We start from the raw sequence: 22,564 nt of genomic DNA, 5'->3' as shown, positions 1-22,564 counted from the left end.
GAAGCCGCGAAGCGCGTTCCAGGGGTATCAAGCATGATCGACAATTTCGCGCTTCTGATCAGCCACGGGTTGATGCTGCTCGCGATCTGGGCACTGCTCAAGCGGCCCGATCTCGATCACGAACCGGGGCCGTTCGACCGCGACATCCGCGGCCGCCCGCGTGCCGCCCGGCGACCGGAAGAGGACCGGCCCGGTGCGTGACCTCGTCTTCGTCGCGTTCCTCGGCGCCTTCTTCCTGGCGGGCCTGCGCAAGCCGTTCATCTTCATCCTCGCCTATATCTATATCGACATCGTCAGCCCGCAGCGGCTGACCTATCTGCTGCTCAATGCGATGCCGATCTCGCTGATCGCCTTCTGCGCGGCGGTGCTGAGCTGGGCGCTGATCGACGACAAGCGCGACGTGCGGATCGCGCCGCGCCAGATCATCATCCTGCTGCTGCTGCTCTATTGCGGCATCACCACGCGAAACGCCGATTTCCCGCTGGAAGCGCTCGATAAATGGGATTGGGTGTGGAAGGCGCTGGTGTTCGCCGCCTTCCTGCCGCTGACGCTGCGCACCAGGCTCAGGATCGAATCGCTGCTGCTGTTCATGGTGCTGTCCGCCTCGTCGATCATCATCGTCGGCGGCATCAAGACGGTGGTGTCGGGCGGCGGGTACGGCTCGCTCAACCTGATGGTGTCCAACAACAGCGGTCTGTACGAAGGCTCGATCATTTCGACCGTGGCGGTGGCGATCGTGCCGCTGGTGCTGTGGTTCTCCAACCACGGCACCGTCTTCAAGCCCGACTGGAAGGTGAAGATCTTCTGCTACGCTCTGGTGTTCGCGTGCTGCATGATCCCGGTCGGCACCTCGGCGCGCACCGGGCTGCTGTGCGTCGTGCTGGCGGCGGTGCTGATGCTACGCGACGTGAAGCGCAAGCTGCTCTACCTCGGGCTGATCGCCGCGATCGGGCTGGTCGCGGTGCCGTTCCTCCCTTCCGCCTTCGTCGCGCGGATGGGGACGATCAAGACCTACAAGGCCGACGAATCCGCCTCGACGCGGCTCGCCGTGTGGCAATGGACGTGGAATTACGCGAAGACGCATCCGTTCGGCGGCGGCTTCGACATGTACCGGCAGGACGTGCTCAACTATGATCTCGTCACGACCGAGGGCAGCGGCAACAGCCTGATCGTCAAGCACACCCCGACCACGGACCGTGCGCGCGCCTATCACAGCTCCTATTTCGAGATGCTCGGCGAGCAGGGCTGGCCCGGCATCATCCTGTGGGGCGGGCTAAACGTCATCGGCATCATCCGCATGGAGATGCTGCGCCGCCGCTATCGCAAGGCGCCGCCCGAGGAGCAGTGGATCGCGCCACTGGCCGGCGCGCTGCAATCGGCGCTGCTGATCTACCTGCTCGGCGCGTCGTTCGTCGGCATCGCGTTCCAGCCGTTCATCTACCAGTTGATCGGCGCGCAGATCGGGCTGGACACCTATCTCGCGCGCAAACGCTCGGAGGCGGCATGGCGCCCGTTCCGAAAGGCGAAACAGCCGCTGGCCGACGCCGCGCTCACATGATATCCGCCTGTCCCGAGCGAAGCCGGGGGAGGCCCCGCGTGCCGCATGGTGTCTCGACTTCGCTCGACACGAACGGTTTGGATCGCGCGCTGCCGCCACCGCCGTGTGCAAGCGAGGCGGCAACTGTTCCGCAGGAGCAAACGGAGGCTCTGCCCCCGGACCAGGCTAACGCAAACCTCCGTTCGTCCCGAGCGAAGTCGAGGGAGGCCCCGCGTGCCTTGTGGTGTCTCGACTACGCTCGACACGAACGGTTTGGATATCGCGCTGCCGCCATCGCCGTGTGCAAGCGAGGCGGCAACTGTTCCGCAGGAGCAAACGGACGCTCTGCCCCGGACCAGGCTAACGCAAACCTCCGCTCGTCCCGAGCGAAGTCGAGGGATATGCCCCGCGTGCCGTGCGCGGTGTCACGACCGCGCTCGACCCGAGCGGCTCAGAACTGCGTGTGCCGCTTATGCGTCGGCGGTTTCTTCCGCCAGCGCCGCGAGGATGGCCTTGTTGAACGCCGGAATGTCATCCGGCTTGCGGCTGGTGATGAACTGGCCGTCGCGAACGACTTCCTCGTCCACCACGTCCGCGCCGGCATTTTCCAGATCGGTGCGGATCGAGGGCCAACTCGTCACGGTGCGGCCATCGACCACATCGGCCTCGACCAGCAGCCAAGGGCCGTGGCAGATCGCCGCCACCAGCTTCTCGTCGTCGACGAACTCCTCGACGATCTCGACCGCGCGGTCGCTGGTGCGCAGCGTGTCGGGGTTGGCGACACCGCCGGGAAGCAGCAGCGCGGTGTAATCCTGCGTATCGACGTCATCGACGGTCAGGTCGGGCGTGATCGTGTCGCCCTTCTCGTCGTGCTTCATGCCCTGGATCGGATCGGTCGAGAGCGAGGCGAGCGTCACCTTCACCCCGGCATCGAGCAGGGCCTGGCGCGGTTCGAACAGTTCGGACTGTTCGAAGCCGTTGGTGGCGACGATCAGGACGTGCGCTTGCGATAGGTCGGTCACGGGGAAGTCTCCTTGCCAAATGGCGTCGCGAATGCCGTCCAAACCCGCGGCCGATGCCGCCCGTTCCGGAACGAAGCGACCGACCGCGCATTTTTAGAGACTTGACGAGGGAGCGCGATGGACGGCGAGATCACCTATTGCGACGATACCGAACCGGGCATCACCCGTCGGAAATTGCGCCACGGCTGGGGCTATTGGGATGCGGCGGGCAAGCGCATCACCGATCGCGACGAGATCGACCGGCTCAACGCCATCGGCCTGCCGCCCGCCTATCGCGACGCCTGGTTCAGCCCGGACCCCTATGGCCACATCCAGGCGGTCGGCTGGGACGAGCGCGGCCGCAAGCAATATCGCTACCACCTCGAATTCCGCGCCGCGCAGGAATGCGCCAAATATGATCTGTGCGCGCCGTTCGGCCATGCGCTGCCCAAATTGCGTGCGCGTGTCGACGCCGATCTGGCGCGGCGCGGGCTGGGCAAGGCCGTCGCCGTCGCGGCGATCGTGCGGCTGCTCGATCTCGGCCATATCCGCATCGGCAACGAAGGCTATGTGAAGGCGAACAAGAGCTACGGCGCGACCACGCTGCGCCGCCGCCACGCGGTGCTCAAGGGCAAGACGATCAAGCTCCAGTACAAGGCGAAATCGGGCAAGATCCGGCTGCTGACGATCACCGACCATTCGCTCAGCCGCTTCGTCAAGAAGTGCCAGGATCTGCCGGGCCAGCATCTGTTCCGCTGGGTCGATGACGACGGCGCGACGCATCCCGTCACCTCGTCGGACGTCAACGCCTATATCCGCGAGGCGATGGGCGGGCCGTACACCGCCAAGCATTTCCGCACCTGGGGCGCGAGCGTGATCGCGTTCGAGACTTTGCTCTGCGCGGCGCACGACATCGGCCTCAAGACGATGCTCGAACCCGTCGCCGAGGCGCTGGGCAACACGCCGGCGATCAGCCGAAAATCCTATGTCCACCCGCTGCTGATCGCGGCGGTGAAGGATGGGCAGGCGGCGCTGCGCGCGACGCGCCTGCCGCGCGCGACCCGCTATCTCACTCGCGCCGAGCGCGGCCTGATCGCGTTTCTCGAAAAGGGCGGCGCCCCCGACATCGCAGAGGCAGCGTAACCGCCATGAGCAACACGACGAAAGCGATCCTTCCGCCGGTGAAGGTGCGCGATATCAACGCCCAACTGCGCGACCTTGTCGGCGCGACGGTGGACTGGCTCGCCACGCACTGGCTGCAAATCCTGATCGCGCTCGCCATCGGCGCCGTGATCGTCATCGCGCTCGCCACCGCGCGCAAACTGGGCCAGCGTTTGTGCAGCACCCGCATCGGCATCGCCGGATGGGGCACGGTGCTGGGCCGCGCGGTGGTCAAGACCAACAATTTCTTCATCGTCATGGTCGCCGCCAAGCTGGTGCAGGGCTATGCCGGCGCGCCGCCCGAGGTCGCGACGACGATCCGCTTCCTGTTCACCATCGCCAGCGTGTTCCAGGTGGCGATCTGGGCGCGCGAGATCATCCTCGGCGCGATCGAGCACCGCACCCATTCGGAAAATTATTCGGGCGAGGCGCTACAGAGCGCGATGGGCATCATCAGCCTGCTCGTCACCTTCGCCGTGTTCGCGATCGCCTTCATCGTCGTGCTCGACAATCTCGGCGTCAACGTCACCGGCCTGGTGGCGGGGCTCGGCGTCGGCGGCATCGCGATCGGCCTTGCCGCGCAGGGCATCTTCGCCGATCTGTTCGCCGCGCTCGCCATCCTGTTCGACCGGCCGTTCAAACGCGGCGATCAGATCAGCTTCGGCGATTCGAGCGGCGTGATCGAGAGCATCGGGCTGAAATCGACCCGCATCCGCGCCTATACCGGCGAGGAACGCGTAATCGCCAACAAGAACCTGCTCGACAAGGAAATCCTCAACGTCTCGCAGCGTAACCACATCCGCATCGGCTTCACGCTCGGCGTGGCGTATGAGACGCCGCACGAGACGCTGGAGCAGCTGCCCGGTATCCTCAAGGAACTGATCCAGGCCGAGGGCGCCACGGTGGCGCGCGCCGGCTTCGAATCGTTCGGCGCGAGCACGCTCGATTTCGCGGTCCAGTTCGACACCGCCGGCAACGATTGGGCCACCGCGCACGCCACCCGCGACCGGCTGCTCGTCACGATCCTGCGCCGCTTCGCCAAGGAGGGCATTTCGCTGGCCTATCCGACCCAGACCACCTTCACCGCCGCGCCCGACGGTACGCTCATCATGCCCTATCCCGATCCGCAGAAGGTCGAGCGGGTGGACGGAGAGGCGAACAAGGCTTGATCGTCCGCGCGCCGCGCCCTCGCAACCAAGCCGGGGTTGCGTCGTTCATTGGACGAAATCCGAGGCAAGGAGAGCGACATGACCGATACGCACGCGATCAAGCAGACGATGTGGGACAAGATGGCGCAAAGCCCGTTCCTCATGGTCGGCCTGACCGGCACCAGCGAGCACAGCGAGCCGCTGACCGCGCAGCTCGACCGCGATCAGGTCGACACGCTGTTCTTCTTCGTCGGCAAGGACAACCGCCTCGCCGGCGGCGGCGGCGCGATGGCGCAGTTCGTGTCCAAGGGTCATGATTTCTTCGCCTGCCTCGCTGGCGAAATCCGCCAGGACAATGACCGCGCGCTGATCGACAAGCTGTGGAACAATCAGGTCGAGGCCTGGTTTCCCGGCGGCAAGGACGATCCCAACCTCGCGCTGATCCGCCTCGACATCGCAAGCGCGGAGCTTTGGGAGACGGACATCTCGCTCACCGGCCGCATCAAGATGCTGTTCGGCGGCACGATCAAGAGCGACGAGGACAGCAGCCACGCGGTAGTCGAGACGACCGCGGTCTGAATGGGTTAGGGCGGGGAAACCCCGCCCTCGCTTAACCGTTAAAGCCCGTTCGCACTGAGCCTGTCGAAGTGGGTGCCCCAGGTGTCACCGTGTGGGGCCGTCCCTCGCCACGCTCAGGACGAACGGGATCTTGGGGTGCGCGAGCCACGCCACCCCCGCCAATCACGCGTTCGCGGCCATCCACTGCTCGACCACCGGCGCCACCTGATTGCGCCATTTGCTGCCGTTGAAGATGCCATAATGTCCGGCATCGACGCTGAAATAGCGCTTCTTCTCCTCGGGCAGGCTGGTCGCGATCGTGAGCGCCGCGCGCGTCTGGCCGACACCCGAGATATCGTCGCGCAGCCCTTCGATCGCGAGGATGCCGATGTCGGTGATCGCCGCCGGATCGACCTTGCGCCCGCGATGCGTCATCTCGCCCTTGGGCAGCGCGTGGTTCTGGAACACCAGGTCGATCGTCTGGAGATAGAATTCGGCGGTCATGTCGCAGACCGAACGATATTCCTCGTAGAAGCGCTTGGTCGCATCGGCGCTCTCGTCGTCGCCCTGGACGAGATGTTTGAACATTTCCCAATGCGACATCAGGTGATTGCCGAGGTTCATCGACATGAAGCCGGCGAGCTGGAGGAAGCCCGGATAGACCTTGCGGCCCGCCCCCGGATAGGTGAGCGGCACCTTGACGATCACATTCTGCTCGAACCAGCTATGCGGCCGCTCGGTCGCCAGCGTGTTTACCGCGGTCGGCGCCTCGCGCGTGTCGATCGGCCCGCCCATCATCGTCAGCGTCTTGGGGCGGCAGGGGTTTTTGTCCGCGCTCATCACGCACGCGGCGGCATAGCACGGCACCGACGGCTGGCAGACCGCGAGCATGTGCGTGTCCGGCCCGATCGCCTCGAGGAAGGCGATCACGTAATCGACATAATCCTCGAACCCGAACGCGCCGTCGGACATCGGCACCAGCTTCGCGTCGCGCCAGTCGGTGATGTACACGTCCGCGACCGGCAGCATCCGCTCGACCGTGCCGCGCAGCAGCGTGGCGAAATGGCCCGACATCGGCGCGACGATCAGCAGCTTGGGGCCGCCCTCGACACCACGACGCGCGAAATGCTTGAGCTGCCCGAACGGCTTGCGCAGCACGATCTCCTCGATGACATCGACCTCCTTGCCATCGACGATCGTGCGGTCGAGCGCGAAATGCGGCTTGCCGCGCGGCGCGGCGGCATGGGCGAACACCTCCAATGCCGAGGCGATCACCGGACCGCCGCCGAAATAAGCGAAGGGGTTGACCGGGTTCTGGAGCAGCTCGGCGCTGAAATCGGCCATCGCGCTCGCGCCGGCCAGGAGGGAACGTTGCAGTTCATAGGCATTGTACAGCATGGGGTGCCCTGTAAGCTGTTTTCAGCGAAATAAACATACGCAACATCAATGTGGGTCCACGCCGATTTTTTGTTTCGGTGATCGACCCTATCGATCGCCGGGGCAGTGGCGCGCGCGCGGCGGCTTTGCTAGGCGACGGCAATGGCTGAAGTCGACAACGCCGAGCCGCGCGGATCGCGCAAGTTGAGCAATCTCGGCATGGTGTGGCGTCATGCCACGCGCTACCCCGGCCGGATCGCGACCGCGCTGGTCGCGCTCGTGGTGGCGGCGGGGGCGACGTTGGCGTTCCCGGCGACCTTCAAGCAGATCGTCGACAACGGCTTCGCCGAACACGCCGACGCGGCGGCGGTCGCGCCCTATTTCCACCACCTCATCATCGTCGTGCTGGTGCTCGCGGTCGCGACGGCGGTGCGCTTCTACAGTGTCTCTTGGCTCGGCGAGCGCACGGTCGCGGACATCCGCACCGCCGTCCATCACAACCTGCTGACGCTGTCGCCCGCGTGGTTCGAGGAGAATCGCCCGTCGGAGATCGCGTCGCGGCTCACCTCGGACACCGCGCAGATCGAGAATGCGGTCGGCAGCACGATCTCGGTCGCGCTGCGCAGCCTCGTCATCGGCATCGGCGGCATCGTCTATCTGTTCGCGCTCGCGCCCAAGCTCGCGCTGTCGCTGATCGTCGGCATCCCGATCATCATCACGCCGATCTTCCTGCTCGGCCGGCGCGTGCGGCAATATTCGCGTTCGAGCCAGGACCGTGTCGCCGATATCGGCGCGCTCGCGGTCGAGACGCTCGGCGCGATGAAGATCGTCCAGGCGTTCGGGCAGGAGCGCCGCGAGGGCGAGCGCTTCCGCACCGCCGTCGACCAGAGCTTCCAGTCGGCCAAGCGCCGCTTCCGGCTGCGCGCGATCATGACCGCGCTGGTGATGGGCCTGCTGTTCGGCGCGGTGACGCTGCTGATGTGGGACACGGTCAACGATGTCGCGAGCGGGCGGCTGTCGAGCGGGTCGCTCGCCGCCTTCGTGCTGACCGCGGGAATCGTCACCGGCTCGTTCGGGTCGCTCACCGAGGTCTATGGCGATCTGCTCCGCGCGTCGGGCGCCGCCGGGCGCCTCTCCGAACTGCTCGCGGAGCGGCCGACGATCGCCGCGCCGCCCGCGCCGCTCGCGCTGCCCGAGCCGGCGCGCGGCACGGTCGAATTCTCGCACGTCGAATTCCGCTATCCTACGCGCCGCGACGTGGCGGCGCTGCACGATTTCACGCTGAGCGTCGCGCCGGGCGAGACGGTCGCGATCGTCGGTCCGTCGGGCGCAGGCAAATCGACATTGTTCCAATTGCTCCAGCGTTTCTACGATCCCGATGGCGGCGAGGTGCGGATCGACGGCGTCGCGCTGCCCGCCGCCGATCCGGCCAAGGTCCGGGAACGGATCGCGATGGTGCCGCAGGATACGGTGATTTTCGGCGCGTCGGCGCGCGACAATCTCCGCTATGGCCGCTGGGACGCCAGCGACGCGCAGGTCTGGGCCGCCGCCGAGGCCGCCAACGCCGCCGAATTCCTCCGCAAGCTGCCCGACGGGCTCGATACGTTCCTGGGCGAGGGCGGGGCGCGGCTGTCGGGTGGGCAGCGCCAGCGCCTCGCGATCGCGCGCGCGCTGCTGCGCGATGCCCCGATCCTGCTGCTCGACGAGGCGACCAGCGCGCTCGACGCCGAGAGCGAACGCCTCGTCCAGCAGGCGCTCGAACGGCTGATGGCCAACCGCACCACGCTCGTCATCGCGCACCGCCTCGCCACCGTGCGCGCGGCGCGGCGCATCATCGTGATGAACGAAGGCCGCATCGTCGAAAGCGGCAGCCACGCCGAGCTGATCGGCGCCGGCGGCCTGTACGCGCGGCTGGCGAGCCTGCAATTCAGCGAGGCGGCGTGAGGATGGGGCTGTCCGAGAACGCAACCGGCTCCCCTCCCTGGAAGGGAGGAGTTTCGGGTCGGTCATGCCCCCGGCATGACCTGAACAGTGCGGGGCACTGTTCACCCGAAACTGGGGGTGGGTTGCTGGCATGGGAGCGTGACGCGTGCCGCAACCGACCCACCCCCGACCCCTCCCTTCCAGGGAGGGGAGAAGGAAGGGGCGTGCGGGACGCATGACCGCCACCGATCTCACCCCCGACACCGAACATCGCGGCCTGGTCGCGCTGCTCCCCGCCGCCGCGCGCCCGTTCGCGTTGCTTGCGCGGTTCGATCGGCCGATCGGCTGGTGGCTGCTGTTCTGGCCCGGCGCCTGGGGCGTCGCGCTCGCCGGCGGCGCGATCGCGCACTGGGATCTGATCCTGTGGCTGCTCCTCGGCAGCATCGCGATGCGCGGCGCGGGCTGCGTCTATAACGACATCGTCGATCGCGATCTCGACCGGAAGGTCGCGCGCACGCGCAGCCGCCCGCTCGCGAGCGGCGCGGTCAGCCTCAAGGCGGCGTGGGTCTGGCTGGTCGCCCTTTGCCTGATCGGCCTCGTCGTCCTGCTCCAGTTGAACCTCTACGCCGCGATCGTGGCACTCCTCAGCCTCGCTTTGGTGGCCGGCTATCCGTTTATGAAGCGGATCACCTGGTGGCCGCAGGCATGGCTCGGCATGGTGTTCTCCTGGGCGTGCCTCGTCGGCTGGAGCGAGATCGCCGGCCGGCTGATGTGGCCGGGGCTGCTACTCTACGCCGGGTCGATCGCGTGGGTGATCGGCTATGACACGATCTACGCGCTGCAGGACCGCGAGGATGACGCGCTGATCGGCGTGCGCTCCTCGGCGCTGCGGATGGGCCGGCGCGTCCGGCTCGGCGTCGGGCTGTTCTACGTGGGCGCGCTGCTGTTGTGGGGCGTGGCGCTGTGGCTGGTCCGCCCCGATCCGCTTGCGCTCGCCGCTTTGCTGCCGGTCGCCGCGCATTTCGGTTGGCAGGTCGGCACGCTCTCGCCTGACGATGGCGCCGGCGCGCTCGCCCGTTTCCGGTCCAATCGCTTCGCTGGATTTCTCGTGTTCTGCGCGTGTTTCGTCGTCGCAACCGTCGCGACACTTTGACCTTGGCGGATCGCGCACCTAAGTCCGACCCATGTTGACCATCGAACAGGCGCAGGATCGCGCCGCCGCCATCGTAGACCGCGCCCGCGCCGCCGGCGCCGACGCCGCCGATGCAGTCTTCGCCGCCGATACCGCGCTCGACGTGTCGGTGCGGCTCGGCGCGCTCGAGGATGTCGGCCGCAGCGAGAGCGAGGAACTGGGCCTGCGCGTCTTCGCCGGCAAGCGCTCGGCCAGCGTCTCCACCTCGGACTTCAGCGAGCATGCGCTCGCCGCTTTGGTCGAACGCGCGGTCGCGATGGCGCGCGAGGCACCCGAGGATGCCTGGGCCGGGCTCGCCCCCAAGGAACGGCTGATGCGCGGCGCGCCGCCGCAACTCGATCTCGACGACGGCGGCGAAGTCTCCCCCGAATCCCTGCGCGAAGCCGCGCTCGCGGCCGAGGATGCCGCGCGCGCGGTGCCGGGCGTCACCAACAGCGAAGGCGGCTCGGCCAACGCGTCGCGCTCGATCTGGGCGCTCGCCACCAGCCACGGCTTCGCCGCCGCCTATGCCGCGACCGGCTACGGCCTGTCGGCGAGCGTGCTGGCGGGGGAGGGCGGCCTGATGGTGCGGGATTACGCCTATCACTCCACGCGCCGCCGCCGCGACCTCGACAGCGCCGAGGTGATCGGCACGCGTGCCGGGCAGCGCACCGTCGCCCGCGCCAATCCCGGCCGGGTCGAAAGCGGGGCGATGCCGGTGGTGTTCGATCCGCGCATCGGCTCCAGCCTGCTCGGGCATTTCATCGGCGCGATCGGCGGTCAGGCGGTCACGCGCCGCACCAGCTTCCTGCTCGATGCGCTCGGCACGCCGGTGTTCGCGCCCGGCGTCCGCGTGGAGGACGATCCGCACCGCCCGCGCGGGCTGCGGTCGCGCCCGTTCGACGGCGAGGGGCTGCCGGTGTCGCCGTTCGCGATCGTCCAGGACGGGGTGCTCGAAAGCTGGCTGCTCGACAGTGCCTCGGCGCGGCAGCTCGGGCTGGAGCCGACCGGCCATGCCGCGCGCGGTGTCGGCGGGGCGCCGGGCGTCGCGACCAGCAACCTCCACATGGCGGCCGGCCACATGTCGGTACAGGCGCTGACGGCGGACATCGCGCGCGGCATCTACGTCACCGAGCTGATCGGCATGGGGGTCAACCCTGTCACCGGTGATTACAGTCGCGGCGCCGCCGGTTTCCTGATCGAGAATGGCGAGATCACCACGCCCGTCGCCGAGTTCACGATCGCGGGCAATCTCAGGGATATGTTCCGCGAATTGACCCCGGCGAACGACCTCGAATTCCGCTACGCCACCAACGTGCCGACCATCCGCATCGACGGTATGACGGTCGCGAGTGGCTGACGCGCTCGCCGACCGGATCGCCGACATCGCTGCGGAGGCGGGCGCGCTGGCGATGGCGCGCTGGCGAACCGATTTCGCGCGCTGGGAGAAATCGCCCGGCAATCCGGTCAGCGACATCGATCTCGAAGTCAACGCGCTGCTCCACGCGCGGCTGTCCGAACTCGATCCCGATGCGGGCTGGCTCTCGGAAGAGACCGCCGACAGCGCCGCGCGGCTGTCGTGCCGCCGGCTGTGGGTGGTCGATCCGATCGACGGCACGCGCGATTATCTGCGCGGGCGGCCCGGCTGGGCGGTGTCGGTCGCGCTGATCGAGAATGGCGCGCCCGTGATCGGCGTGCTCGACGCGCCGGCGCGCGGCGAGGTGTGGCGCGCGACGCGCGGGCGCGGCGCGCATCGCAACGACACGCGCCTGCGCGCGAGCGCGCGCACCAATCTCGTCGGCGCGCGCGTGCCGACTGACGCCTTGCCCAAGGGCGACCGCGATCTCGTCATCGTCGACAAGCCCAATTCGATTGCGCTCCGCATCGCGATGGTCGCCGCCGACGAGGCCGATCTGGTCGCCACCGCGCGCTGGGGCAACGAATGGGACATCGCCGCCGCCGCGCTGATCGCGACCGAGGCCGGCGCGATCATCACCGATGCGCTTGGCGGCGCGCTCGCCTTCAACACCGAGGCCGCCGAAGCCTTCGGCATCCTCGCCACCGCCCCCGGCATCCACGCCGCCGCCTCCGCGCGCCTGCGCGACCGCGCGTTGGCGGCAAGCGGGCGCTGATCTCTACCCCGCGCGCGTCTCTACCCCGCGCGCGAGCGCGACGACCGGAGCACCCGCGCCCGGCGTGAACGGGTGGGGCGGGGGCGCGCTCACACTCCCAACCGTTCGCCCCGAGCGCAGTCGAGGGGCCGACCGGAGCGCGGCCATCTCGATTGTGCTCGACACGAATGGGACAGGGGATGCCGCCGCGCCCCGCCCGATCACCCGCGCCAGCGCATCAGCCCCTCCTGCGCGCTGCTCGCGACCAGGCGCCCGTCGCGCGTGAAGATGCGGCCGAGGCCCAGCCCGCGCGCGTGCCCCGACCACGGCGACTGAATCGAATAGAGCAGCCATTCGTCGGCGCGGAACGGCTCGTGCAGCCACAGCGCATGGTCGAGGCTGGCACCCTGGACGCGCGGGTCGAACAAGGTGATCGGGTGCGGCGAGCGCGCCGCCGTGATCAGCCCGAGATCGGAGGCATAGGCGAGCACGGCGCGGTGCATCGCGGGATCGTCGCCGATCTCGCCGATCGCGCGCAGCCAGATGTTGAGCACCGCCGGCCCCGCCTCGGGCGAGGCCCAGAGCGCCGGCTCGACCGGCCGCACCTCGATCGCGCGCGCGAAGGCGGGCGGCGGCGTGCCCTCGGGCACGGCCAGCCCGCCCCGGAGCTGCCGTTCGTTGCGCAGCGCTTCGGGGCCGGGCACGTCGGGCATCGCATCCTGGTGGTGCAGCCCGTCCTCGGGAAGCTGGAAGCTCGCCGTCATGGTCAGGATCGGCACGCCCTTCTGCGTCGCGATCACCCGCCGCGTCGCGAAGCTGCGCCCGTCGAAATCGCGCACCACGCGGAACACGATCGGATAATCGTCATTGCCCGGCCGCATGAAATAGGCATGGAGCGAATGCGCGGTCTTGGGCGGCTCGGTCGAGCGTTGCGCGGCCTGGAGCGCCTGCGCGATCACCTGGCCGCCGAACACGCGACCGACAGCACCGGCAAGCCGGCGGCCGCGGAACAGATCGGTGTCGATCTCCTCCACGTCGAGCAAGGTCACGAGTTCGGAGGCGACATCGTCGGAAGGCGGAACGGTCATCGAAGGCTTCCCCACTGCGATACCCCGCCGTCCGCGCCCGCGCGGCGCGAGTCAAGCCGGTGCCGTGCCCGCAGGCGTTTCCGTTAACACAGTTTCGCTACCGTCGCCGTGCAGAAGCGGGAGGGTGGCGATGGACATGGCGGCAGCGAACGTGACGGCGCGCCCGCAGGCGCGGCATGGCTGGGCGGGCACGTTCGAGACCGCGCGCTGGGTCATGCCGGCGATCTTCGCGATCGCGATCGGGTTGCGCCTCGCGCTGATGCTGCTGATGCCGCAGCAGCCGATGTCCGACGGCTTATGGTACATGGACCGCGCGGGCGAGATGGCGCGCGGGCTGGGTTTCCAGGAGCAGGGCCGCCCGACCGCCTTCTGGCCGGTCGGCTATCCCGCCGCGCTCGCCGCGAGCATGATCGTCGCCGGCCCGTCGCCGCTCGGCCCGCTGGCGCTCAATCTCGCCGCCGCCGCCGCGATCCTCGCGCTGATGGTCCGCTTCGGCGCGCTGCTCGGGATCGGGCCGCTCGGCGTGCGGATCGCGGGGCTGCTCTACGCGCTCTACCCCGCGCATATCGCTTATGCCGGCGCGCCCTTCTCGGAAACGGTGTCGACCGCGTTGGTGATGGCGGCGTTCACGGTGATGGTCGCGGGACGAGCGCGCGCGGGCGGGCTGGTGGTGGCGGGGCTGCTGTTCGGCGCGGCGACGCTGATGCGCGCGCAGATCCTGTTCTTCCCGATCGGCGCGCTGATCGCGATGGCGCTGTGCTTGCGCGACTTCGGCTGGCGCGGGCTGCTCCGCGCGCTGCTGCCGGTTCATCTCGCGCTCGCGGCGGTGGTGCTGCCGTGGACCATCCGCAACAGCGCCGAGATGGGGGCGTTCATCCCCGTCTCCACCAACGGCGGCATCGCGCTCTATTACGGCGCCAACGACCGCGCGACCGGCGACTGGTATGAATGGGAGCGCACGCCGATCTGGGACGCGACCGGCGTCGGCATCCCGTACCGCGAGCACGTCCAGCGCCAGGTCGAGCTCGACCGGCGTTTCAAGGCGCTCGCCCGCGATTGGATCGCCCGTCATCCGCGGCAATGGATCGCGCTCGGCGTCCGCAAGGTCGTGTTGGTGTGGCGCAAGGATACGGACGGGCTGTGGGGGATCGACGCGAGCTATCCGGGGCTGCGCGGCCGGGTCGCCATCGCGCAGGTGGGCAACCAGCTTTATTATCTCGGCGTGCTGCTGTTCGGCTTCGCCGGGCTGGCGGTCGCGCTGCCGTCGCTGTGGCGTGGCCGGGGTGGAGCGGACGAGCGGCGGCCGATCCTGCTGCTCGGCTGCATGCCCGCGTTCGTGACGCTCACCGCCTTCGTCTTCACCGGACAGGTGCGCTATCACTATCCGGCGATGCCGTTCCTGATCCTCGCCGCCGGCTGGATGATCGCACGGCTGCTGCGGCGCGGGCAGGGAAGCGAACGGGGAGTGGAGCGGATGTGAGCGGGGGGCGGGAGTCGCCCACAATCCGACCTTGCGCCTTCGAAAGTCTGATCCGATAACCGCACGTAGGCCGCTCGGAGATGGCAGTGATGGTCGATGATCTATTGAGTTTGGCGGCAGTCCTCGGCGGGGTGATTGTCATCGTGTTTATGGTGGCGCGATCACAAAGCCTCCCTCCGTTGGCCAAATTTGCAGTTACTGGCTCCGCTTTCGGCCTGTTCACCGCAAGCCGTTATGTTGAAGCCGACCACAGCGTAGGAGCGCTCGTTTGGGTGGTCGGCTTTGGTGTGTTGATGATGACCGTAGCAATCAGACATCTCCGAGCTTTCCCGCCGGCCGATTAACGGTTGACTCGGCTTCCGTTTTGGCGGCTTTATTCTCTGCCCGCCCGAAAGCGGTCGAGCTGCCCACCACCACTTTCGCCCGTTCCCGCCGACGACCGGTGCCGGGCCGAAGCGGTCTATCGGCAGCCGCCCATTTGCCGCCACGCAGCCTGATGATATCAAGTCGCGATGTTTGTGTTCGCAATCGCATGCATCTTCGCGTCCGTCCTCATCGGCTTATCGATGTGGGCCAATGCCCGGTTCCGCCCGCATGAGCGATTGCCGATGCAATGGTCACTTGCGGGAACGGTAAACTGGACCGCGCCTCGCGTTCTTGCGCTCAGCTTCACCCCGGCCTTGGCGGCTGTCATCTTGGGGTTTATCGCGCTTTTGGCGCTCGACGTTGCGCCGCGGGTTGGCCAAGGGGGCATCGTGTTGCCCGTGACGATGCTGATAGGGGCTAGCTTCGTCGGTATGCATCTCCTTCACTTTTGGCTGATCGAGAACAGCCTGAAGCGGAACGACGGCTGACCTCACCTCTGGACGCCTAATCAGCGTTACCGTCCGGCCTGTCCTACGCGCGCCGCGCGTGGCAAACTCCCGGCCAAGCTCTTTGACAGTGTCAGCGCCATCGTATCCGGTCACCTTCGCGGCGCGCGCGGGGTATGCCCCGCCGTGGGAGAAGCTCAAAAGTGACACCCCGCGCACCGTGCCTCCGATGGACAACTTTTGCGCTGTTTCGCCGTGCCGTTCGCATCGCCGCGATCGAGCCGAACCTCCGCTATCCCGCCACGATTCGCGCCGCCACCGCCTCCGCCACCTTGATGCCGTCGATCGCCGCCGACAGAATCCCGCCCGCATAGCCGGCGCCTTCGCCCGCCGGGTACAGTCCCTCGCAATTGAGGCTCTGGAAATCGGCCCCGCGCGTGATGCGGATCGGCGACGAGGTGCGCGTCTCGACGCCGGTCATCACCGCATCGGGATCGTCGTAGCGCGCGATCTGCCGGCCGAACACCGGCAGCGCCTCGCGGATCGCGGTGATCGCATAATCGGGCAGGCATTCGGCGAGATCGGTCGGCGTCACGCCGGGCTTGTACGACGGCGTCACCGCGCCCAGCGCGGTGGACGCGCGGCCGGCGAGGAAATCCCCCACCCGCTGCCCCGGTGCGTGATACGACGATCCGCCCGCGACATAGGCCAGCGACTCCCAGTGCCGCTGGAACGCGATCCCCGCGAGCGGCCCGCCTGGATAATCCCGCGCGGGATCGATCGCGACGACGAGGCCCGAATTGGCGTTGAACTCGGCGCGCGAATATTGGCTCATGCCGTTGGTGACGACGCGGCCCTCCTCGGAGGTCGCCGCCACCACCCGCCCGCCTGGGCACATGCAGAAGCTATAGACGGTGCGCCCGTTCGCGCAGTGGTGCGAAAGACTGTACGCCGCCGCGCCGAGATCGGGATGGCCCGCGCAGGCGCCGAAGCGCGCACGGTCGATCCAGCTTTGCGGATGCTCGATCCGCACGCCGATCGAGAACGGCTTGGCCTCGATATGCACGCCGCGCGCATGGAGCATCTCGAACGTCGGCCGCGCGCTGTGGCCGACCGCGAGCACGACATGCTCCGCCTCAAGGAAGCCGCCGTCGTGCAGGTGCAGCCCGCGCAGCCGCTGCTGGCCGTCGCCGGTGCGCTCCAGTTCGAGATCGTCGACGCGGGTCTGCCAGCGATACTCTCCGCCGAGCGACTCGATCTGCGCGCGCATCGCCTCGACCATCGAGACCAGCCGGAACGTGCCGATATGCGGATGCGCTTCCCACAGGATATCGTCGGGGGCGCCAGCGGCGACGAACTCCTCGAGCACCTTGCGCCCGAGGAAGCGTGGATCCTTCACCCGGCAATAGAGCTTGCCGTCGGAGAAAGTGCCGGCGCCGCCCTCTCCGAACTGGACGTTCGAATCGGGGTCGAGCACGCCGCGCCGCCACAGCCCCCACGTGTCCTTGGTCCGCTCGCGCACCGCCTTGCCGCGATCGACGATGATCGGGCGGAACCCCATCTGCGCGAGGATCAGCCCCGCGAACAATCCGCACGGCCCCGCGCCGATCACCACGGGCCGCGTGCCCGACCAGCCCACGGGCGCAGTGACGGGCGGGCGGTAGGTCATGTCGGGGGTCGGGCGGACGTCCTTGTCGCCGGCGAAGCGCGCCAAAACGTCGGCTTCGTTGGCGAGATCGACCTCGAACGTATAGACGAGCTGCACCGCGTTCCGCCGCCGCGCATCGTTTCCGCGCCGGTAGAGCGTGTAGCCGCGCAGATCGTCAGGCGCGACGCCGAGCCGCGCGCAGATCGCGGGCGCGATCGCCTCGGGGGGATGATCGAGCGGGAGGTATAGGCCGGAGAGACGGAGCATCGCGGGGCTGTACAGGTTCGCACCGCTCGCGCCAAATCGCGACGATACAAGCGAGCCGAGAAATATCCACAAATCTACTGGTGGAGATTCATAACGTGATATATAACGCGTTATGAAGATCGAGAGGAATGGCTCATGACGGACGTACTGGCACACGAAGGCGCTGTGATGCTCGGCAGCCGCTTGAAGCGGCTGGCCGAACGCCTCCAGGCGGGCGCCGAACGGATCGCTGCGGATTGCGGCCTGCCGACCCAGCCGAGCCAGATGCCGCTCCTCACCGCTTTATACCGCCGGGGGCCGATGACGGTGGGCGATGCCGTGCAGGTGCTGGGGATCAGCCAGCCCGCCGTCACGCGGATCCTGTCTCGCTTGGTCGAGATGGCGTTGGTCGAAACCAGCCGGGACGTGCGCGATCAGCGCAGCAAGACGATTTCGCTCACCCCCGCTGGTGTCGAGGCGATGGAACTGGCCACGACGATATTGTGGCCGCGTCTGCGCGCCGCGGTGGGGGAGGTTTGCGACGCGCCGGCGCTGCTCGCCATGATCGAGGCGACCGAGCGCGCCCTTGCCGAACAGCCGCTGGACCAGCGGCCCGCCGGTGGTCTCGCGATCCGGCGTTTCACCGACGATCTGGCGGACGCGTTCTATCGCATCAATGCCGAATGGATCGGGGATATGTATCGGCTGGAGCAGACCGATATCGATGTTCTCAAGAACCCGCGCGAACGGATCATCGCGCCGGGTGGCGACATATTGTTCGTCGAAGACCCGAGCCTTGGCATCGTCGGCACCTGCGCGTTGCAGAAGACGGGCGCGCGCCAGTTCGAGCTGACGAAGATGGGCGTGTTGGACAAGGCGCGGGGCAAGAAGGTCGGCGCGTTCCTGCTCGATGCGATCGTCGCGCGCGCACACGCGCTCGGTTGTGACCGGCTCTATCTGCTCAGCAACACCAAGAGCGCGGCGGCGATCCATCTCTACGAGAAGATCGGCTTCGTCCATGACGTCGGGATCATGGACGCGTTCGGCAGGCGGTACGAGCGGTGCAACGTGGCGATGCTCTACCATCCGCCGGGCGCGCGTCAGGACGATGCGGCCGAGTGACGGGCAGGAGCCTCGGCATCACCGCTCCCCGAACAACTCCCGCTGCGCCTTCTCCAGTTCCTCCGCGTAGCGCCGCCGCACATAGGTCTCGGAAAGCACGCCGAGCACGGTCCGATCCGCCGCCAGCACCGCGAGTTCGTCGGCGCCGGTCGCGTCGAAGGCGGTCATCACCTGCTTGATGTCCATGTCGGGCTTGATCGCCGCCTCGGTGTTGACCGCGACGCTCGCCACCCGCGCCGCCGGGTCGAGCGTCTCGGCATAGGCGTCGCTGGTCCGCACGATGCCGGCGTAATGCGCGTTGGTGTCGATCAGCACCACGCGGCTCGCCGAGCCGAGCGGATAGCGGCGGCGGAACTCGGCGATCGTCGTCTCGGCCGGGGTCTCGCGCGTCTCGCGCCGCATCATCCGCCCGGCGGTGAGCATCTTGACCCAACCGACGTCGCGCGCGCTCTTGATCGTCTCGCCGCGCAAGTGGAGTCGCCACGTCGAGAACGAATAGCCGAACAGCTCGCGCACGATCGTCGAGGAGACGAGGCTCGCCGCGATCGCCGCGCCGGTCAATCCAAAATCATGCGTTGCCTCGAGCACCAGCATCGCCATCGTCATCGGGCCGCCGATCACCGCGACGCCGAGCGCCGCCATGCCGACGATCGCGGCATTGTGCGGGTCGATGATCTGGAACCCCGCCACTGCCGTCAATCCGGCGGCGAACAGCGTGCCGGCGAGCGTGCCGAGGAACAGCGAGGCGAAGAACAGCCCGCCGCGAAACCCGAAACCGAGCGACACGATCGACGCCAGCGACTTCGCCACCAGGATTACCGCGATAAAGCTGAGCGGCACGCCCGCCATCAGATCGTTGTGGAGCGCGCCGTGCCCCGCCGAAAGCACCTGCGGCGAGATCAGCGCGATCGGCACCAGCAGCGCGCCGCCGATCGCGGGCCGTGCCCAATCGGGGATGCGCAGCCGCCGCACGCCGCGTTCGAGCAAGGCGACCGCGTTCATCAGCACGATGCCGAACCCCGCGCACGCCGCACCGAGCCCGGCATAAGCGATGTAATGATGCGTCTCGGTGACGGCGCCCGAGGCGGTTTCGAGCACATAGGGGTGCGCGCCGAGCGTCTGCGACACCAGCACCGCCGACAATGTCGCCGCGGCGACCGGAGCGATGGCCGACGGCGTGTACGCGCCGATCACGATCTCGAATGCGTAGAACGCGCCCGCCAGCGGCGCGCCGAATGCCGCCCCGATCGCCGCCCCCGCGCCAGCGCCGACGAGGTTGCGCAGATCGGACCGCCGCAGGTTGAGCAGCCCGCCGGTCCATGAGGCGACCGCGCCGCCGAGCTGGGCGTAGGCCGCCTCGAGCCCGACCGACGCCCCGAACCCGTTCGAGAGGATCGTCTGCCCCGAGATCACCAGACTGTCGCCGATCGCCATCCGTCCGCCGTGCAGCGCGTTCGCCTCGACGGTATCGACCAGCCGCCGCTTGCGCGCGCGCGTCGCCAGCGTGAACAGCCCGAGCACCACGCCGCCGATCGGCAGCACCAGCAGCGCGCCCAGCGACAGATCCGGCTGTGCGCTCAGCCGCGAGGTGCCGGGCAGGGCGAAGAACCAATGTTGCAGCGTCCGCGCGAGCGCACCCTGCGCGACGCTGAGCGCGCCCGCCGCGCCGCCGATGCCGATCGCGAGCAGAATGAACACCGCCTCGCTCGCGCGCAGGCGGCGCCGCAGCCAGTTCACCGGCCGGACAAGGCGGAGTCGCACCGACATCGCTCAGCGGTCGCGCGCAGGGTGGGGCGGAACGGTCATTTCGCCCCGTAGCGCCGATTGCATGAAGGGGGAATGCCGCTAGGGTTTCGCCTGCGGTCTAAGGGAGCGGGTAGGCGTGGACGACACCAGTATCGACATGCGGGAAGAGGAAGCGCGTTTGGCGCCCCCGACGGTCGGCCCGTTCCCGCGCTTGCCGGCCGCCGCCGATCCCGACGAGATGATGATGGTGCTGGCGATGCGGCGCGACCGCATCCTCGCCACGCTCACGCTGTTCGCCGGCATTGGCCTCGCGCTGGCGACCCCGTTCGCGCTCAAGGCGGGGGCGGAATTCTTCCTGCCGACCACAGCGGCGCTGGTGATCGCGATCGCGCTGGTGCCGATTCTCGAATGGTTCGAACGGCATCGTGTCCCCTCGGCGCTGGCGGCGCTGGTGTGCATCCTGCTGTTCCTGCTCGCGGCCAATATCGCGCTCGCCGCGATCGTCGTGCCGGCGGTGGAGTTCTTCCGCAAGCTGCCCGAGCGGATCGACCGCATCCAGATGAACATCGCGCCGCTGATCGACCTGTATTCGAGCCTGGAGCGCTATCTCAACCGCGCGGTGCGGCATCTCGCCTCGCCGGGGCCGGTGCGGACGGCACAGACCACCGCGGTCGCGCCGCCGAGTTCGATCCTCGAACTCGCCGCCACCTCGGCGCCGACCGCGATCGTACAGGTGTTCTTCGGCATTCTCGTCATCTATTTCTTCCTCGCCGGCTGGACGCGGCTGCGGCGGCGCACGATCACCAGCCGTTCCAGTTTCGGCGGCGCGATGGCGACCGCGCGGGTGATCCAGCATGTCGTCGATGATACCGCCGCCTATCTCGGCACGATCACGGTCATCAACCTCGCGCTCGGGCTGCTCGTCTCGGGCGTGCTGTGGACGATGGGCATGCCCTATCCGCTGATGTGGGGCGGCATCGTCGCGCTGCTCAACTACGTGCCCTATTTCGGGCCGATCGCGGCGGCGCTGCTGCTGGGGCTGGGCGGGCTGATGACCTTCCGCGATATCTGGGCGGCGCTGTTCCCGGCGTTCCTGATGATCGGCTGCCATCTCGTCGAGGCGAATGCCATCACCCCGCTGATCGTCGGACGGCGGCTGACGATCAACCCGATCCTGATTCTCATCTCGATCAGTTTCTGGAGCTGGGTGTGGGGCACGCCCGGTGCGCTGCTGGCGGTGCCGCTGCTCATCATCCTGCAGACCGTGCTGGGCGCGGTCGGCAAGCCCGACATCGCCGGTTTTCTGTTCGAACATGGCGCGATGGCCAAGGGCGCGCCGCCAAAAAGTGGCGAGGTTGAAGAAAGTCTGGCGAAGTCTGTTGACAGCCATGAACCCCTGACCTAGTTGGCGCGCCTCACGCTTTCCAAGCGGGTGTAGCTCAGTTGGTTAGAGCGCCGGCCTGTCACGCCGGAGGTCGCGGGTTCGAGCCCCGTCACTCGCGCCACCCTTCCAAAAAGGGTTGGCGGATCAAGCGGTTACCGAGCATCGATAGTCACCGTTCGCCCTGAGCTTGTCGAAGGGCGTGCCGCAAACGTCGCATTTTTGGCACGTGCTTCGACAAGCTCAGCACGAACGGCTTAGGGGTGGTCCGGCATGACCTCGGTGGCTACCGCCAGCGCCCGGTCTCCATCCACGCCAACAGCGGCTTGAGCGGGGCGATCCAGATCACCCCGGTGACGACGTAGAACAGCGCCTGGACCAGCGCGGGCCAGCGCCCGACCCAGCCCGAGAAGCTCGCGACGGTCGCCACCCACACCAGGATCAGCGCGAGGATGGCGAACATACCGAAGGGTTTGCGCCAGCTTGGGGTCATCGCGTGATCCATCCTGTCTCGGTCGCGATCGCGTGGAGCGGCATGTCCCACGGGTCGGCGGGCAGGGTATCGACCTGCTGCACGCTCCACGCCACCCCGATTCGCACCGCGTTCGGAAACGCGGCGAACGCGCGGTCGTAATGCCCCGCGCCCTGGCCGAGCCGGTTGAGCGCCGAATCGAACGCGACCAGCGGCGTCAGCACCAGATCGGGCGCGAGCGCGGGCGAGGCGTGGTGCGGCTGTTGCAGGCCATATGGGCCGGGGGCGAGATCGTCCTCGGCATCCCAGGCGAGGAAACGAATCGGGTCCGCGCGGCTGATGACATGCGGGAGCGCGATCGCGCACCCATGGTCGGCGGCGGCGCGCGCGAGCCACATCGGGTCCGCCTCGCTGCCGATCGGCACGTAGGACGCGACGGTCGCGGCGTGGGGGAGGAGCGCGGCGAACTCCGCACTCGCGCGGATCGGCGGCGGCGAGGTCGCGAAGAACGCGTCGCGTACGGCGCGCATCCGCGCACGCAAGGCGCGTTTGTCGAGCGTCATGCCGCGCGGCCGGGGAAGC

The 22,564-nt window shown here is 68.1% G+C and carries 21 protein-coding genes and 1 tRNA gene; 15 read left to right on the top strand and 7 right to left on the bottom strand.

The annotated features are described in order from the left end of the window. Nucleotides 1-33 precede the first annotated feature (33 nt). Entirely contained in the window at nucleotides 34-201 is a 168-nt protein-coding gene (locus tag PX554_RS04810) for a hypothetical protein (protein ID WP_176787018.1), read from the top strand. After that, the gene (locus PX554_RS04805) at nucleotides 194-1,558 is read left to right on the top strand and encodes a putative O-glycosylation ligase, exosortase A system-associated (RefSeq protein ID WP_275499425.1); all 1,365 of its coding nucleotides are present in this window, start codon (nucleotides 194-196) and stop codon (nucleotides 1,556-1,558) included. Before PX554_RS04810 ends, PX554_RS04805 begins: the two co-directional genes overlap by 8 nt. A gap of 449 nt (nucleotides 1,559-2,007) precedes the next feature. On the opposite strand, the gene PX554_RS04800 is transcribed toward PX554_RS04805, so the two are convergent. Beyond that, a complete protein-coding gene (locus PX554_RS04800; RefSeq protein ID WP_275499424.1) occupies nucleotides 2,008-2,559 on the bottom strand; it encodes a type 1 glutamine amidotransferase domain-containing protein in 552 nt (183 codons plus the stop codon). Between the two features lie 117 nt (nucleotides 2,560-2,676). Between PX554_RS04800 and PX554_RS04795 the strand changes: the two genes are divergently transcribed. The 3 genes from PX554_RS04795 to PX554_RS04785 all read left to right on the top strand — a co-directional run bounded on the left by PX554_RS04795 (nucleotide 2,677) and on the right by PX554_RS04785 (nucleotide 5,426). Beyond that, a complete protein-coding gene (locus PX554_RS04795; RefSeq protein ID WP_275499422.1) occupies nucleotides 2,677-3,681 on the top strand; it encodes a DNA topoisomerase IB in 1,005 nt (334 codons plus the stop codon). Nucleotides 3,682-3,686: 5 nt separating this feature from the next. Continuing rightward, entirely contained in the window at nucleotides 3,687-4,868 is a 1,182-nt protein-coding gene (locus PX554_RS04790; protein ID WP_275499421.1) for a mechanosensitive ion channel family protein, read from the top strand. A gap of 78 nt (nucleotides 4,869-4,946) precedes the next feature. Then, nucleotides 4,947-5,426, top strand: coding sequence for a pyridoxamine 5'-phosphate oxidase family protein (locus tag PX554_RS04785; protein ID WP_275499419.1), 480 nt, complete (start codon nucleotides 4,947-4,949; stop codon nucleotides 5,424-5,426). A gap of 162 nt (nucleotides 5,427-5,588) precedes the next feature. Here the strand turns inward: PX554_RS04785 and PX554_RS04780 are convergent, their stop codons facing one another. Further along, nucleotides 5,589-6,803, bottom strand: coding sequence for a polyhydroxyalkanoate depolymerase (locus PX554_RS04780; protein ID WP_093220997.1), 1,215 nt, complete (start codon nucleotides 6,801-6,803; stop codon nucleotides 5,589-5,591). A 141-nt stretch (nucleotides 6,804-6,944) separates the two neighbouring features. Here PX554_RS04780 and PX554_RS04775 point away from each other — a divergent pair, with 141 nt between their 5' ends. The 4 genes from PX554_RS04775 (at nucleotide 6,945) to PX554_RS04760 (ending at nucleotide 12,008) form a co-directional block, all read left to right on the top strand. Then, nucleotides 6,945-8,726, top strand: a complete 1,782-nt coding sequence (locus tag PX554_RS04775; RefSeq protein WP_093220995.1) for an ABC transporter transmembrane domain-containing protein — start codon at nucleotides 6,945-6,947, stop codon at nucleotides 8,724-8,726. Nucleotides 8,727-8,940: 214 nt separating this feature from the next. Then, nucleotides 8,941-9,858, top strand: a complete 918-nt coding sequence (gene ubiA, locus PX554_RS04770; RefSeq protein ID WP_275499416.1) for a 4-hydroxybenzoate octaprenyltransferase — start codon at nucleotides 8,941-8,943, stop codon at nucleotides 9,856-9,858. 31 nt (nucleotides 9,859-9,889) lie between these two features. After that, nucleotides 9,890-11,236 (top strand): TldD/PmbA family protein, encoded by a 1,347-nt coding sequence (locus PX554_RS04765; protein WP_275499414.1) that lies wholly within the window; start codon nucleotides 9,890-9,892, stop codon nucleotides 11,234-11,236. After that, entirely contained in the window at nucleotides 11,229-12,008 is a 780-nt protein-coding gene (locus PX554_RS04760; RefSeq protein ID WP_093220987.1) for an inositol monophosphatase family protein, read from the top strand. The genes PX554_RS04765 and PX554_RS04760 overlap by 8 nt, the downstream gene beginning before the upstream one ends. Before the next feature lie 200 nt (nucleotides 12,009-12,208). Here the strand turns inward: PX554_RS04760 and PX554_RS04755 are convergent, their stop codons facing one another. Continuing rightward, a complete protein-coding gene (locus PX554_RS04755) occupies nucleotides 12,209-13,075 on the bottom strand; it encodes an acyl-CoA thioesterase (RefSeq protein WP_275499411.1) in 867 nt (288 codons plus the stop codon). Nucleotides 13,076-13,205: 130 nt separating this feature from the next. On the opposite strand from PX554_RS04755, the gene PX554_RS04750 reads away from it, so the two are divergent. From PX554_RS04750 to PX554_RS04740, 3 genes are all read left to right on the top strand, one after another. Further along, nucleotides 13,206-14,555: a hypothetical protein gene (locus tag PX554_RS04750; protein ID WP_275499409.1), complete on the top strand. Its 1,350-nt coding sequence runs from the start codon at nucleotides 13,206-13,208 to the stop codon at nucleotides 14,553-14,555. A gap of 80 nt (nucleotides 14,556-14,635) precedes the next feature. Further along, a complete protein-coding gene (locus PX554_RS04745) occupies nucleotides 14,636-14,899 on the top strand; it encodes a hypothetical protein (protein WP_275499407.1) in 264 nt (87 codons plus the stop codon). A 168-nt stretch (nucleotides 14,900-15,067) separates the two neighbouring features. Beyond that, complete coding sequence (locus PX554_RS04740; RefSeq protein WP_275499405.1) at nucleotides 15,068-15,409, top strand: hypothetical protein; 342 nt, start codon at nucleotides 15,068-15,070, stop codon at nucleotides 15,407-15,409. A 250-nt stretch (nucleotides 15,410-15,659) separates the two neighbouring features. On the opposite strand, the gene PX554_RS04735 is transcribed toward PX554_RS04740, so the two are convergent. Further along, nucleotides 15,660-17,282: an NAD(P)/FAD-dependent oxidoreductase gene (locus PX554_RS04735; protein WP_275499403.1), complete on the bottom strand. Its 1,623-nt coding sequence runs from the start codon at nucleotides 17,280-17,282 to the stop codon at nucleotides 15,660-15,662. Between the two features lie 135 nt (nucleotides 17,283-17,417). Here PX554_RS04735 and PX554_RS04730 point away from each other — a divergent pair, with 135 nt between their 5' ends. After that, entirely contained in the window at nucleotides 17,418-18,383 is a 966-nt protein-coding gene (locus tag PX554_RS04730; RefSeq protein ID WP_275499401.1) for a bifunctional helix-turn-helix transcriptional regulator/GNAT family N-acetyltransferase, read from the top strand. An 18-nt stretch (nucleotides 18,384-18,401) separates the two neighbouring features. On the opposite strand, the gene PX554_RS04725 is transcribed toward PX554_RS04730, so the two are convergent. Further along, entirely contained in the window at nucleotides 18,402-20,150 is a 1,749-nt protein-coding gene (locus PX554_RS04725; protein ID WP_275499398.1) for a chloride channel protein, read from the bottom strand. A gap of 217 nt (nucleotides 20,151-20,367) precedes the next feature. Between PX554_RS04725 and PX554_RS04720 the strand changes: the two genes are divergently transcribed. Beyond that, the gene (locus PX554_RS04720) at nucleotides 20,368-21,534 is read left to right on the top strand and encodes an AI-2E family transporter (RefSeq protein ID WP_093221809.1); all 1,167 of its coding nucleotides are present in this window, start codon (nucleotides 20,368-20,370) and stop codon (nucleotides 21,532-21,534) included. 23 nt (nucleotides 21,535-21,557) lie between these two features. Then, nucleotides 21,558-21,634 (top strand) — tRNA-Asp (locus PX554_RS04715). Nucleotides 21,635-21,796: 162 nt separating this feature from the next. Here PX554_RS04715 and PX554_RS04710 read toward each other — a convergent pair. Next, nucleotides 21,797-22,003 (bottom strand): DUF2842 domain-containing protein, encoded by a 207-nt coding sequence (locus PX554_RS04710; protein WP_275499396.1) that lies wholly within the window; start codon nucleotides 22,001-22,003, stop codon nucleotides 21,797-21,799. Beyond that, nucleotides 22,000-22,545: a 5-formyltetrahydrofolate cyclo-ligase gene (locus PX554_RS04705; RefSeq protein WP_275499394.1), complete on the bottom strand. Its 546-nt coding sequence runs from the start codon at nucleotides 22,543-22,545 to the stop codon at nucleotides 22,000-22,002. The genes PX554_RS04710 and PX554_RS04705 overlap by 4 nt, the downstream gene beginning before the upstream one ends. Nucleotides 22,546-22,564 lie beyond the last annotated feature (19 nt).

The sequence above is a fragment of the Sphingomonas pollutisoli genome, assembly GCF_029167165.1.
GTDB classification, from domain to species: domain Bacteria; phylum Pseudomonadota; class Alphaproteobacteria; order Sphingomonadales; family Sphingomonadaceae; genus Sphingomonas; species Sphingomonas pollutisoli.
This window is presented reverse-complemented; position numbering and strand designations above follow the sequence as displayed.

Bases quoted from the DNA above. Each gene is read 5' to 3' on its own strand.
- PX554_RS04810 (WP_176787018.1), top strand. From the start codon at position 34: ATGATCGACAATTTCGCGCTTCTGATCAGCCACGGGTTGATGCTGCTC.
- PX554_RS04785 (WP_275499419.1), top strand. From the start codon at position 4,947: ATGACCGATACGCACGCGATCAAGCAGACGATGTGGGACAAGATGGCG.
- PX554_RS04720 (WP_093221809.1), top strand. From the start codon at position 20,368: ATGATGATGGTGCTGGCGATGCGGCGCGACCGCATCCTCGCCACGCTC.
- PX554_RS04795 (WP_275499422.1), top strand. From the start codon at position 2,677: ATGGACGGCGAGATCACCTATTGCGACGATACCGAACCGGGCATCACC.
- PX554_RS04740 (WP_275499405.1), top strand. From the start codon at position 15,068: ATGTTTGTGTTCGCAATCGCATGCATCTTCGCGTCCGTCCTCATCGGC.
- PX554_RS04750 (WP_275499409.1), top strand. From the start codon at position 13,206: ATGGACATGGCGGCAGCGAACGTGACGGCGCGCCCGCAGGCGCGGCAT.
- PX554_RS04710 (WP_275499396.1), bottom strand. From the start codon at position 22,003: ATGACCCCAAGCTGGCGCAAACCCTTCGGTATGTTCGCCATCCTCGCG.
- PX554_RS04775 (WP_093220995.1), top strand. From the start codon at position 6,945: ATGGCTGAAGTCGACAACGCCGAGCCGCGCGGATCGCGCAAGTTGAGC.
- ubiA (WP_275499416.1), top strand. From the start codon at position 8,941: ATGACCGCCACCGATCTCACCCCCGACACCGAACATCGCGGCCTGGTC.
- PX554_RS04730 (WP_275499401.1), top strand. From the start codon at position 17,418: ATGACGGACGTACTGGCACACGAAGGCGCTGTGATGCTCGGCAGCCGC.
- PX554_RS04735 (WP_275499403.1), bottom strand. From the start codon at position 17,282: ATGCTCCGTCTCTCCGGCCTATACCTCCCGCTCGATCATCCCCCCGAG.
- PX554_RS04745 (WP_275499407.1), top strand. From the start codon at position 14,636: ATGGCAGTGATGGTCGATGATCTATTGAGTTTGGCGGCAGTCCTCGGC.
- PX554_RS04765 (WP_275499414.1), top strand. From the start codon at position 9,890: ATGTTGACCATCGAACAGGCGCAGGATCGCGCCGCCGCCATCGTAGAC.
- PX554_RS04780 (WP_093220997.1), bottom strand. From the start codon at position 6,803: ATGCTGTACAATGCCTATGAACTGCAACGTTCCCTCCTGGCCGGCGCG.
- PX554_RS04755 (WP_275499411.1), bottom strand. From the start codon at position 13,075: ATGACCGTTCCGCCTTCCGACGATGTCGCCTCCGAACTCGTGACCTTG.
- PX554_RS04705 (WP_275499394.1), bottom strand. From the start codon at position 22,545: ATGACGCTCGACAAACGCGCCTTGCGTGCGCGGATGCGCGCCGTACGC.
- PX554_RS04790 (WP_275499421.1), top strand. From the start codon at position 3,687: ATGAGCAACACGACGAAAGCGATCCTTCCGCCGGTGAAGGTGCGCGAT.
- PX554_RS04725 (WP_275499398.1), bottom strand. From the start codon at position 20,150: ATGTCGGTGCGACTCCGCCTTGTCCGGCCGGTGAACTGGCTGCGGCGC.